Below are 12,610 nucleotides of genomic sequence, written 5' to 3' on the forward strand. Positions count from 1 at the left end.
ACACAAATAGTGCGAGACCAGACGAATAGTAAACCATATAATACAAAATATTATAAATAAAGTACCCTAACAGTACTAAAGAAAGTTTAATAAAACTAATCTTTTCCTCTTTCATACGCAGACCTCCATAACTTCCTATAAGGATTATATCATACTGTAAAGAAAACCTTACAAATTCATTAATAGATTCAACTTGCAAAAACACGTGAATTATTTCATACTAATCTTACAGAAATATAAAAGGAGAAGATTATGATTTATAAAATCACGATTTGGATTGTTCGTGGATTATTAGTCCTATTAAACGGGTTCGCTGATTATAAAGGTAGAGAAAAATTACCAAAGGATACTGGCTACGTACTTGTAGCACCTCATCGTTCTTGGTTAGATCCGGTTATGATGGCTATTGCAGTTTATCCTCAACCACTTGTTTTAATGGCAAAACAAGAATTATTCAAACCAAAACCATTTGCTTGGTTTATCAAAAAACTTGGTGCTTTCCCGGTAAATCGTGAAAAACCAGGGCCAAGCGCGATTAAGTATCCTGTGCAGCAAATTAAAGAGAATCAAAAAGCTCTTGTGATCTTTCCTACAGGGACTCGTTACTCAAATGAAATGAAAGGCGGCGCAGTAACCATTGCACGTCTTGCTAAAGCGCCGATTGTTCCTATGGTCTATCAAGGTCCACTTAGTTTAAAAGACATTCTCAAGCGTCAAAAAATGCATGTGAGAATCGGTGAACCTATTTATATTGCAGATCAAAAACTAACAAAAGAAGAAATTGCGAATTACGATCAAGTGCTTATTCAAAAATTTGACGAACTTGATAAAGAAATTGATCCAAATTATGTATATGAATTACCAGTAAAAAAATAACGTTATACCGTATACGGTATAACGAGAAAAACCATCGGAATACTCCGATGGTTTTTACTTTATTTTTTAGCTCTTTTTTTAGCTTGTGCTTTCATTGAAGCAGCAATTTGACGAACTTTTTGTTCTGATGGTTTTTGACCCATTTGAGTCATCATGCTACGAATCATATCTTCATCAAATGGTGGGTTTTCTGCGAAGTAATTCATCATTGTACGACGTGCGATAAAGAAACCACCGATCGCACCTGCGATTGCAGCAAGAATCACGATTAAAATCCATGCTCCCGTTGACATTTGGCTTTCTCTCCCTTCAATATCTGTATCCTTAACTATTGTACTAAATTATGAAGAAAATGAAAAGCCTTGCGGTAAAGTTTCCATTCGTTAATTTCATAAATTTTAGATACTTAGAAAATTATTGAACTAAACTTTTCGCTAACACATAGTTTCCTAATGTAGCAGAACCATTATTCTCAACGGCAGGAGTTACAATAAAATCCTTCACTGGTGGTGTTGGTACATATCCGTTTAGCAATTCCTCAAACATGCGATGAACGCGTTCCACCATATGATTTTGAGCCATTACTCCTCCACCGAATACGATTTTTTCAGGACGGAAAGTTAGTGTTGCTTGAATGGCTGCTTGAGCAATATAATTTGCCTGAACATCCCATACATCACTCGTAATATCTATATGTTCCCCACGAACTCCAGTACGTGCTTCTAAACTTGGACCAGCAGCAAGACCTTCAAGACAACCTTTATGGAAAGGACAAACCCCATCGAAGTTATTCGCAACATCGATTGGATGCTTACAAACATAAACATGTCCCATTTCAGGATGACTAGTGCCACCGATAAATTCACCTCGTTGAATCACACCCGCACCAATTCCAGTACCTATTGTATAATAAACAAGTGTTTCGATGTTTTCTCCACGATTATTACGAGCATAGACTTCTCCATACGCAGAACTATTTACATCAGTAGTGAAATAGATAGGCACATCTACTCTTTTCTTTAATGTTCCAACCACATCCACATTTGCCCAATTTGGTTTCGGCGTTGTTGTGATATAGCCATATGTTTTCGATTTTGGATCTACATCAATTGGACCAAATGACCCGATTCCAATTGCTGCTAGATTTTTGAATTTTGCAAAAAAATCTGCCGTTTTCTTCAATGTTTCTTTCGGTGTTGTCGTTGGAAATTGAAGTTCCTCAACTGTGTTAAATTCTTCATCAGCTACGGCACAAATAAACTTTGTACCTCCAGCTTCTAAGCTTCCATATAAGTTTGTCATAATCCTTTAGCTCCTCAGTTATTTTTTACTATTGTAACATAATTTATTAAAAAAAGAAGACGAACCTATTTAGAATAAGTCCGTCATAATCCGTTAAAAATTCTTATGAAGCTTCTACCAATCTGTGAATCCATTTTCCTGAAAATACTCGTTTTAATCCAATTACGGCTTTACATAGTCCTTCGGCTCCGGCACAGATAACGACCAGTTGTATTGGAAAATGCCAAATTGCCGCTGCAAGTAATGCTAACGGAACGCCAACTAACCACACACAAGCCATTTCAAGTTTCATACCGTATTGAGTATCGCCTCCACCACGTAAAATACCGACAAAAATAATAGAATTTAAGGTTTTAAATACAAATATAATCCCCATAATTTGAAGTAATTGCTTTCCAAGTTCAAATACTTCTGGGCTTAAATCAGCAAACATTAATAAAGTCCATTGAGGTGTTAAACTTTGAATAGCTCCAATGATTACTCCAATAACAAGAGAAATCATTAAAAAGCGTTTCGCTTCCAGTTGAGCTTGTTCCAGTTCATTTCGTCCCACTCGGTTTCCTAACATAATGCTACAACTACTACCGACACCTCGTACTAGAATAAACGATAAATTTTGTACAGCAACAGCAACTTGAACTGCAGCGGTTGCTTGAGTTCCTACCATTGCATAGGCTGCACTATAAAATACTTGTCCTAAAGCCCAGAAAGTTTCATTGACAATGACTGGGAATGTTGTTACCCAAAAACTCATCCAAAAACCTTTTGAAATTTTAGACCAATAGCGACCAATTGGTAAATGAATTGGGCCGCTATAAAAACTCACAACTCCAAAGAGAACTCCCACTTCAACCATACGAGCAATTAAAGTAGCAACTGCTGCACCAACGACTCCCAGTGCTGGTGCTCCAAATTTACCAAAGATAAATACATAGTTAAAGAAAGCATTAGTGATAAAACTACAAATGGTCGCAACAAGAGGAACTTTTGGACTTCCTGTTGTACGAAGTGCATTTGTCATCGCAAAACTCCAAGCTGTGAATACATAACTTAAAGCAGCTACTCGTAAGTAATCTCCTCCAGCTTGAACAACAAGCGGATCCTGAGTAAATAAACGTAAGATTTCTTGAGGAAATAGTATACCAAGAAGCATAAACACAACACTGACTGCAGTAGATAGCAGTAAACTCATTTGATTAACTGCTTGAACTTTCTTTGTATCTCGTACTCCCCAATATTGCGAAAATAGTACTGCAGAACCTGTATGAATCCCAAAGCAAATTAACGTGAATAGAAAAAACACTTGGTTTGCAAGCCCCACACCTGCAATACTCGCATCCCCCAAAGAAGAAATCATTATTGTGTCTAATGTATTTAAAAAAGACGTTAATAAAGTTTGAAGAGATACAGGGATTGCAATAGCAAGCATTTGTCGATAAAAATGTTGACGTTCTTTTTCCATCATTAATCTCCTTTCAAATTCAAAGTAAAAAGGCGCACCAGACGCCTTTTTACTACTTATTATTTTTCTTCTTCGTTTAGGTTAAGAACTGACATGAAGGCTTCTTGTGGAACTTCAACTGAACCCACTTGTTTCATACGTTTCTTCCCTTCTTTTTGTTTCTCTAACAGTTTACGTTTACGAGAAATATCCCCACCATAACATTTTGCCAATACGTTTTTACGCAATGCTTTAATGTTTGTACGAGATAAAATCTTATTCCCAATCGCAGCTTGAATTGGAACTTCGAATTGTTGACGTGGAATGAGTTTTCTAAGTTTCTCAGTAATCGCCTTACCACGACTATAAGCAAAATCTTTATGCACAATAATACTTAAGGCGTCGACCACTTCACCGTTTAACATGATATCCATCTTCACAAGGTTACTTGCACGATATCCGATTAAATCGTAATCAAGAGACGCATATCCTTTTGTACTTGATTTCAATGAATCAAAGAAATCGAAGATGATTTCTGAAAGTGGCATTTCGTAAATTACGTTAACACGATATTCATCTAAGTAATCCATTGTAACAAACGTTCCACGTTTACGTTGGCAAATATCCATAACGCTCCCTACGTATTCATTTGGCACCATGATAGATGCTTTAACATAAGGTTCTTCAATCGATTGTACGCTTGATTGATCTGGCATTTCTGCAGGGTTTGACACCACTACTTCTGTACCATCCGTCTTTTGTACATGATAAATTACAGACGGTGCTGTTGTAATTAAGTCTAAGTCGAATTCACGCTCTAGGCGTTCTTGAATAACGTCCATATGGAGTAAGCCTAAGAATCCACAACGGAAACCAAATCCAAGTGCTTGTGATGTTTCTGCTTCGAATTGAAGCGCAGCATCGTTTAATTGTAATTTCTCTAACGCATCACGCAAGTCATTATATTTTGATGAATCGATTGGATATAACCCACAGTATACCATTGGGTTCATTTTACGATATCCATCTAATGGTTCACTAGCTGGATTATTTGCTAATGTAACGGTATCCCCTACGCGCGTATCTTGGATGGTTTTGATGGAAGCAGTAATATAACCAACATCCCCAACCATTAAGTAATCACGACTAATTGGTTTTGGTGAGAAAATACCAACATCTACGACATCGAAAGTCTTCCCGTTACTCATTAATTGAATCTTATCACCAGGTTTTACAATTCCGTTTTGAATACGGACGTTTAATACAACCCCGCGATACGCATCATAAATTGAGTCGAAAATCAACGCTTGTAAAGGCGCTTCTAAGTCGCCAGTTGGTGCAGGAATCTTTTCAACAATTTGTTCTAGGATTTCTGGAATCCCGATACCGACTTTTGCACTAGCAAGAACCGCTTCACTCGCATCAATACCAATTACATCTTCGATTTCTGTACGAACACGTTCAGGGTCCGCCGCTGGAAGGTCAATTTTATTAATGACTGGTAAGATTTCTAAGTCATTGTCAATCGCTAAATAAACGTTAGCTAATGTTTGTGCTTCAATCCCTTGAGCAGCATCTACTACAAGAATCGCTCCTTCGCAGGCGGCTAAGCTTCGTGATACTTCATAAGAGAAGTCCACATGCCCAGGAGTGTCGATTAAGTGGAAAATATATTCCGTACCGTCTTTAGCATCATACGTTAATTCAACGGCATTTAATTTAATAGTAATCCCACGTTCTCTTTCAAGATCCATTGAGTCTAATAATTGGTCTTGCATTTCACGATCAGCAACAGTATCTGTCGCTTGTAAAATACGGTCGGCCAAAGTTGATTTCCCATGGTCGATATGCGCAATAATCGAGAAGTTTCGAATGCGCTTCTGTCTTTCTTTCATTTCTTCTAAATTCATGAATAACTCCTTCAATACACTACTACGTTAAAATTCAAATCATTTTATCAAATTACATTAATAACGGCAAGAACAACTGTGCTAAATATAAGAAAATAAAGAATCCTAATACGTCAGTTGCTGTTGTTACAAAAATCGTTGATGAAATGGCTGGGTCTAAATTTAGTTTCTTTAAGAATAAAGGAACGAAAAAGCCAAAGAACGCCCCTACCATTAGGTTCATTGCCATTGCTAATATTACGATAATTGATAAGAAAAAGTTTTGATATGGAATATATAGCGCAATCGCGGCGAAAATCCCTGTAATAATCCCATTGACTAATCCTAGCCAGATTTCGTTTAATACATACTTCTTGTCTTTTTCCCAAGTCAATTGACCAATTGCAACCTCTTGAATAACCAAAGCTAATGTTTGAGAAGCGGAGTTCCCACCCATCCCTGTGATAATCGGCATTGCAACTGCAAGTACGACGACTTGTTCAATTGTATCTTGGAATAATCCAACAACCGCACTTGCCATAAAAGCAGTAATTAAGTTAATTAATAGCCAAGGTGTCCGTTTTTGAATCGATTCTTTAAAAGGCCCACCGATTCGTTCTGTTCCTTCAACCCCGCTGATTAATAACATATCTTCGTGATACTCTTCTTGCAAAACATGAACGATATCATCGATTGTAATAATCCCTAATAGTACATTATGCTTATTAACTACTGGAACAACAGAAAGGTCATATTTAGTGGAAATACGAGCTACCTCTTCTTGGTCTTCTTCTGGTAAAACGGAAATAATATTCGTATGCATCACATCGTGTAAACTCTCGTCTAAATCATGCGTAAATAAATCACGAATATCAATCCATCCAATTAATTTCCGTTGTAAACTCGTTACAAAAATAATGTTAATAATTTCTGAGTTTGGAGAAATCTCTCTTAGTTTAGAAAGAGTTTCCTCTACGGTTAAGTGTTCTTTTACCGTAATATACTCTGTTGTCATAATCCCCCCGGCAGTATCCGGAGCGTAATTTAACATCGTTTGAATATCATCTTGAGAACTTTGTTTCATCATTTTGATATAACGTTTACGTATTCCTACCGGTAAATTTCCTAAAATATCCACGACATCATCGTTTGACATTTGCTGGAACAGTAAAATTACACGTCTAAATGGTAATTTCTCAAGCATTCGTAATTGGAAATCAGGTTCAGCAACTTCTAAAATCGAAGCTAATCTAGTATTTGAGATAGAGAACATGAAATTTTTTAGAACATCATCATCCACTTCTTCTAACGCCAAAGCAATATCAATCGGATAATTCTCATTAAAAAGCTCTCTTATTTTCTTAACATCTTTATTCGAAACAATAAGTGCAATATTATCTTTCATGACTCTTCTCCTTTCTTTTCCAATAGTACCAGTATAGCATAATTACCATTCTATCAACAATTCACAAGCAGGAAAAGTTACGCTATAATATAAGAAAATAACCTAGGAGGTCTCTTATGAAAACGAAAGAAGAATGGATTGAAGAATTATCCTTAGAATCACATGTAGAAGGTGGCTATTTTAGACAAACCTATAAAGCGGTTGAAACTGTAGAACTACCAGACGGACGCACCCGATCTCTTTCTACCTCTATTCTATTTTTATTAACGAACCAAAATCCATCCCACTTCCATCTGCTCTCATCTGATGAAATCTGGTACTATCACTACGGACATGCGTTAACCGTGCATATGATTCACCCTGATGGTACTTACGAAACAGTAGAAATCGGACCAGGAGAAGGTCAAAAGCTTCAATTCACTGTTCCTGCAGGAGTCATCTTTGGATCTACCATTGAATCAGACAACAAAGAAGACTTTGCTATTGTGAGTTGTAGCGTGACACCTGGTTTTGAATATGAAGATTTCAAACTCTATACACAAGAAGAATTATTAGAAAAGTATCCTGAGCACGAAGAGATTATTCGCCGTCTTGCTGTCATTACAAAATAAGCAACAAAATAAGCAAAAAAAGAACTTAGCATATTCGTTGCTAAGTTCTTTTTCCATTTATTCAAATGTATCTTTAAATGCGTTCTTCATCTTGTCGAAGAAGTTTTCTTCGCCATTATGAAGTTCTGTTCCTTCCTCATTAGCAAATACTTGTAAAGCTTGTCTTTGCTTATCTGTAAGCTTCTTAGGAGTGTCTACGATGACTTCAACATGTTGGTCACCATTTCCTGTACCACGAAGTTTTGGAGCTCCCTTACCACGTAAACGTAAAATAGTTCCTGATTGTGTTCCAGCAGGAACTTTTAATTTTACTTTACCGTGAACAGTTGGTACATCGACCTCATCTCCAAGAGCAGCTTGGGCAAAGTTCACATGAAGTTGATAGTAAATATCTGCTCCTTGACGTTTGAACGTCTTACTTTGAGCAACTCTAAAGATGACATAAAGGTCACCATAAGGGCCACCATTGAAACCTACTTCCCCTTGTCCTTGAAGGCGCATTTGGTTTCCATCTTCAACCCCAGCAGGGACTTTCACTTTCACTTTATGTGTTTCATCTACTTGACCATGACCGTGACAGGTTGGACATTTTTCTTTAATTTCTTGTCCTGTACCATGACACACATCACAAGTTGTTTGACTCATCATACGACCAAATGGTGTATTTCTTTCAACATTAATCACACCTGAACCATGACATTTAGAACATGTTGTTGGACTTGTTCCAGGTTTTGCTCCACTACCATGGCACGTTTGACATTCGTCACTACGATGGTAATGAATCGTTTCTTCTTTACCAAAGATAGCTTCTTCAAATGTTAAATCCATGACATATTGAAGGTCAGCCCCTTGACGTGGCATGTTCGCACGGTTACTACGACCGCCTCCGCCACCGAAGAAACTACTAAAGATATCTTCGAATCCGCCAGTAAAGTTTCCATTACCGCCAAATCCTCCGAATCCATCGAATCCATCAAATCCGCCACTAAAACCTCCGCCGCTAAATCCGGAATTTGGATCATAAGAAGCATGTCCGTATTGGTCATAAGCAGCACGTTTTTGAGCGTCGCCTAAGATTTCATAAGCTTCAGCAATTTCTTTGAATTTTTCATCTGCTCCAGGTTCTTTGTTAATATCTGGATGGTATTTTTTAGATAATTTACGATAAGCTTTCTTAATATCTGCTTCAGAGGCATCTTTTGATACGCCTAAAATTTCATATAAATCTCTTTTGGCCACTGATTTGCCCCTCCTTTTCTTTCATAGTTTACAAAGGATATGGGCGTAAGGCCACTAAGTAGTCTTACACCCTATCATTTTAGCAAATATTAGTCTACTTCTTCGAAGTCAGCGTCAACAACGCCATCGTTATTTGAAGATGCTTGCTCTGTTGGACCTTCTTGAGAAGCGCCAGCTGCTTGTTGTGCTGCGGCAGCTTGTTCATAAAGTTTAACAGTTAAGTTTTGTACCACTTCATTTAAAGCGTCACGTTTTACTTTCATTGCTTCTAAGTCATTTGCTTCTACAGCTGCTTTTAATTCATCACGAGCTGTTTCAGCTTTTTGAACATCACTAGCATCCACTTTACCATCTAATTCTTTCAATGTTTTATCAACAGTGAAGATTAATTGGTCAACTTCGTTACGTAAATCTACTTCTTCTTTACGTTTTTTATCTGCTTCAGCATTTGCTTCTGCATCTTTCACCATACGTTCGATTTCTTCATCAGATAAACCAGAAGAAGATTTGATTGTAATGGCTTGTTCTTTACCAGTGCCTAAATCTTTAGCACGAACGTTTACAATACCGTTTTTATCGATATCAAATGTTACTTCGATTTGTGGAACACCACGAGGAGCAGCTGGAATGTCTGTTAATTGGAAGCGACCTAAAGTCTTGTTATCTGCTGCCATTGGACGTTCACCTTGTAATACGTGTACGTCTACTGCTGGTTGATTATCTGCAGCTGTTGAGAATACTTGTGATTTGCTTGTTGGGATTGTAGTGTTACGTTCGATTAATTTTGTGAACACTCCACCCATTGTTTCAATACCAAGTGATAATGGTGTTACGTCTAATAATACGATGTCTTTTACATCACCAGAGATAACTCCACCTTGGATAGCAGCCCCCATAGCCACTACTTCGTCTGGGTTCACTGATTTGTTTGGTTCTTTACCAGTTTCATTACGAACAGCTTCAACAACTGCAGGAATACGAGTTGATCCACCAACTAATAATACTTGGTCGATATCAGAAGCTGATAAACCTGCGTCAGCTAACGCACGACGAACTGGTTCTTTTGTACGTTCTACTAAATCTAATGTTAATTGGTCAAATTTAGCACGAGTTAATGTTACTTCTAAGTGTAATGGGCCAGCTGCACCCGCAGAAATAAATGGTAGACTGATTTGAGTTTGAGATACACCTGATAAGTCTTTTTTAGCTTTTTCAGCAGCATCTTTCAAACGTTGCATAGCCATTTTATCGCTTGATAAATCAATACCGTTATCGCGTTTGAATTCTTCTACTAAGAAATCAATGATTTTTTGGTCGAAGTCATCCCCACCAAGATGGTTATCACCAGCTGTAGATAATACGTCGAATACGCCATCACCTAATTCAAGGATAGATACGTCGAATGTACCACCACCAAGGTCGAATACTAAGATTTTTTCTTCGTGGTCAACTTTATCTAAACCATATGCAAGAGCTGCTGCTGTTGGTTCGTTAACGATACGTTCAACTTCTAAACCAGCGATACGACCAGCGTCTTTAGTTGCTTGACGTTGTGCATCGTTGAAGTATGCAGGTACTGTAATAACTGCTTTTTCAACTTTTTCTCCAAGATATTCTTCAGCATAACCTTTTAAGTATTGTAGAATCATTGCTGAAATTTCTTGTGGTGTATAAGATTTACCTTCGATTTCTACTTTATATCCTGTTTCACCCATGTGACGTTTAATTGAAGAAATTGTATTTGGGTTTGTTACAGCTTGACGTTTTGCAACTTCACCTACTTGAATTTCTCCATTTTTGAACGCTACAACAGATGGTGTTGTACGGTTTCCTTCTGGGTTTGCAATAATTTTTGCTTCGTTACCTTCTAAAACAGCTACTGCTGAGTTTGTTGTTCCTAAGTCAATACCAATAATTTTACTCATATTTAATTCACTCCTATTATTTAAATTTATTATTTTAAAATTTGTCTATTTATTGTGCTACGATAACCATTGCTGGTCGCAGTACGCGGTCTTTTAATTTGTATCCTTTTTGATACACTTGAACCACTTGATCTGCTTCTTGCCCCTCTTCTACTGGAACAGTTTGAACGGCGTGATGCAATGTTGGATCAAACGGTTGGTTTAAAGCATCGATTTCTTCGATTCCTTCTTCTTTTAGTGCATAAAGGAACCCTTCATACACCATCTCAATACCTTTCTTAAGGTTTTGAGCTTCTTCTGACTCACTTGGAGAAGCGATTGCTCTCTCAAGGTTATCAATCACATTTAATAAATTTTGTGCAAGAGTTTGACTACGATATTTTGCAGCGTCTTGTCTTTCTTTTGCATTTCTCTTTTGGATATTTGAGATTTCAGCAGATAATCGATATACTTGATCGTTCAACTTCTCTACTTCTTGTTGTAATTTCTCTTCATTCGAAAGTTCTGTTGTGGTTTCTTCAGTAACTTCTTCTTGAGGAGCTTCATCTGCAACAATTTTTTCTTCTTTTAATTCTTCTTTAGTGTTTTGTTCATTTGTTTCCAAGATTTCATCTCCTTACTTTATAAGTTACGATAATAATCTTCTATCGTGGTCGCTAACTCTTCCTTGAGTCCTTTTACAATTGATAATACATTCGAATACGGCATATTCTTGGGACCAAGTAATGCAATCAATCCAGTATCTTGGTTTGGTGTTTGATAACTAGCAGTTACTAAACTAAAGTCACCAAGTAACGGATGATCCATTTCCGAGCCTAACCTTATTTGAATATCTTGATTCTCATTTGTAACAAGTCGATGTAATTTCGTTTGATCATCCATCAATTGATAGATTCCTTTAAGATGATCAACGTTAGCATGATGATCAAAATAATTGAGCAAATACCTTCTACCAGCAACATGAATTCGATCGTTTTCAAATCGATTCATCATCTCTTGAATCACTTTGACAATCTGAATTTGAGAATTCATATAACGATTCATTAGAATTGGTAAATCCGTTTTTAATCGTTTAGCAACGATATCTAACGGAACTCCGATTAACTCATCATTGATGATACGAACTACTTTATCTAAATCAGTATCATCAATCATCCCTGGAATTGTATAGACTTTGTTTTCAACTAAACCATTGCTGATAACAACGATTGCCATCACTTGATTTGGGTTTAATCGAACAAGTCTAAAACCAGATAATGTTGCAGTTTTCACTTCAGGTCCAAAAGAAATTGCGGTGTAATTCGTTAACGTTGATAATATATCTGCCGATAAACGAAATACATCTTGAATCTCTAAAGTGGACTGTTGGAAAACCTCTCGAATTTGATTTCGAATGCTTAAAGGAACTGGTTGCTTTTGTCCGGGCAAGATATTGTCAATATAGTAACGATAACCTTTATTAGAAGGTACTCGTCCTGAAGAGGTATGGTTTTTTTCTAGGTATCCCATCTCTTCTAACTTCATCATTTCATTGCGGATTGTCGCTGAACTAAAAGGTAATTCTGCAACTTCCATCAACTTTTTAGACCCTACTGGTTCCAACGTTTCCGTATATAATTGTATAATTAGTTGTAAGATTAGCAATTGTCTATTGGTTAACATCATAGTCACCTCTCTTTAGCACTTGACTAAGACGAGTGCTAACCACATTTATAATTTAACACATTGGTCAAATTAAGTCAACATGAAAACACTAGGACTTTAGACCGATTTTGATGAACTAAAATAAAAAGGTCAAAGTTGTTTAAAAGATGACTGGACTGACCCCAAAAAATGAGAATTTAATAAAAACACCCTAGGCTACCGTTGAAGTGCACCCCAAAAGTTAGACACAAAATCTAACTTTTGGGGTGTTTTTATTA

The 12,610-nt window shown here is 36.9% G+C and carries 11 protein-coding genes; 2 read left to right on the forward strand and 9 right to left on the reverse strand.

Annotated elements, in window-relative coordinates; translation table 11 throughout:
- Positions 1-252: 252 nt before the first annotated feature.
- Complete coding sequence (locus Q0594_RS08415; protein WP_298731225.1) at positions 253-876, forward strand: 1-acyl-sn-glycerol-3-phosphate acyltransferase; 624 nt, start codon at positions 253-255, stop codon at positions 874-876.
- A 59-nt stretch (positions 877-935) separates the two neighbouring features.
- On the opposite strand, the gene Q0594_RS08420 is transcribed toward Q0594_RS08415, so the two are convergent.
- From Q0594_RS08420 to mgtE, 5 genes are all read right to left on the reverse strand, one after another.
- Positions 936-1,169, reverse strand: a complete 234-nt coding sequence (locus Q0594_RS08420) for a YneF family protein (RefSeq protein WP_005605509.1) — start codon at positions 1,167-1,169, stop codon at positions 936-938.
- Between the two features lie 121 nt (positions 1,170-1,290).
- Positions 1,291-2,178: a fructokinase ScrK gene (gene scrK / locus Q0594_RS08425; RefSeq protein WP_298731227.1), complete on the reverse strand. Its 888-nt coding sequence runs from the start codon at positions 2,176-2,178 to the stop codon at positions 1,291-1,293.
- A gap of 103 nt (positions 2,179-2,281) precedes the next feature.
- Positions 2,282-3,640, reverse strand: a complete 1,359-nt coding sequence (locus Q0594_RS08430; RefSeq protein ID WP_298731229.1) for an MATE family efflux transporter — start codon at positions 3,638-3,640, stop codon at positions 2,282-2,284.
- Positions 3,641-3,699: 59 nt separating this feature from the next.
- Positions 3,700-5,529 (reverse strand): translation elongation factor 4, encoded by a 1,830-nt coding sequence (gene lepA, locus Q0594_RS08435; protein WP_298731231.1) that lies wholly within the window; start codon positions 5,527-5,529, stop codon positions 3,700-3,702.
- 52 nt (positions 5,530-5,581) lie between these two features.
- The gene (mgtE, locus tag Q0594_RS08440; protein ID WP_298731233.1) at positions 5,582-6,913 is read right to left on the reverse strand and encodes a magnesium transporter; all 1,332 of its coding nucleotides are present in this window, start codon (positions 6,911-6,913) and stop codon (positions 5,582-5,584) included.
- Between the two features lie 116 nt (positions 6,914-7,029).
- Here mgtE and Q0594_RS08445 point away from each other — a divergent pair, with 116 nt between their 5' ends.
- The gene (locus Q0594_RS08445) at positions 7,030-7,524 is read left to right on the forward strand and encodes a cupin domain-containing protein (protein ID WP_298731235.1); all 495 of its coding nucleotides are present in this window, start codon (positions 7,030-7,032) and stop codon (positions 7,522-7,524) included.
- A gap of 57 nt (positions 7,525-7,581) precedes the next feature.
- On the opposite strand, the gene dnaJ is transcribed toward Q0594_RS08445, so the two are convergent.
- From dnaJ to hrcA, 4 genes are all read right to left on the reverse strand, one after another.
- Positions 7,582-8,763 (reverse strand): molecular chaperone DnaJ, encoded by a 1,182-nt coding sequence (gene dnaJ, locus Q0594_RS08450; protein WP_298731239.1) that lies wholly within the window; start codon positions 8,761-8,763, stop codon positions 7,582-7,584.
- An 89-nt stretch (positions 8,764-8,852) separates the two neighbouring features.
- Positions 8,853-10,688: a molecular chaperone DnaK gene (gene dnaK, locus Q0594_RS08455; RefSeq protein ID WP_298731241.1), complete on the reverse strand. Its 1,836-nt coding sequence runs from the start codon at positions 10,686-10,688 to the stop codon at positions 8,853-8,855.
- Positions 10,689-10,737: 49 nt separating this feature from the next.
- The gene (grpE, locus tag Q0594_RS08460; RefSeq protein ID WP_298731243.1) at positions 10,738-11,292 is read right to left on the reverse strand and encodes a nucleotide exchange factor GrpE; all 555 of its coding nucleotides are present in this window, start codon (positions 11,290-11,292) and stop codon (positions 10,738-10,740) included.
- A 17-nt stretch (positions 11,293-11,309) separates the two neighbouring features.
- A complete protein-coding gene (hrcA, locus tag Q0594_RS08465) occupies positions 11,310-12,353 on the reverse strand; it encodes a heat-inducible transcriptional repressor HrcA (RefSeq protein ID WP_298731245.1) in 1,044 nt (347 codons plus the stop codon).
- Between the last annotated feature and the right edge of the window lie 257 nt (positions 12,354-12,610).

This window comes from uncultured Granulicatella sp., assembly GCF_938030755.1.
Lineage (GTDB): Bacteria > Bacillota > Bacilli > Lactobacillales > Aerococcaceae > Granulicatella.

Bases quoted from the DNA above. Each gene is read 5' to 3' on its own strand.
- Q0594_RS08415 (WP_298731225.1), top strand. From the start codon at position 253: ATGATTTATAAAATCACGATTTGGATTGTTCGTGGATTATTAGTCCTA.
- Q0594_RS08420 (WP_005605509.1), bottom strand. From the start codon at position 1,169: ATGTCAACGGGAGCATGGATTTTAATCGTGATTCTTGCTGCAATCGCA.
- scrK (WP_298731227.1), bottom strand. From the start codon at position 2,178: ATGACAAACTTATATGGAAGCTTAGAAGCTGGAGGTACAAAGTTTATT.
- Q0594_RS08430 (WP_298731229.1), bottom strand. From the start codon at position 3,640: ATGGAAAAAGAACGTCAACATTTTTATCGACAAATGCTTGCTATTGCA.
- lepA (WP_298731231.1), bottom strand. From the start codon at position 5,529: ATGAATTTAGAAGAAATGAAAGAAAGACAGAAGCGCATTCGAAACTTC.
- mgtE (WP_298731233.1), bottom strand. From the start codon at position 6,913: ATGAAAGATAATATTGCACTTATTGTTTCGAATAAAGATGTTAAGAAA.
- Q0594_RS08445 (WP_298731235.1), top strand. From the start codon at position 7,030: ATGAAAACGAAAGAAGAATGGATTGAAGAATTATCCTTAGAATCACAT.
- dnaK (WP_298731241.1), bottom strand. From the start codon at position 10,688: ATGAGTAAAATTATTGGTATTGACTTAGGAACAACAAACTCAGCAGTA.
- hrcA (WP_298731245.1), bottom strand. From the start codon at position 12,353: ATGATGTTAACCAATAGACAATTGCTAATCTTACAACTAATTATACAA.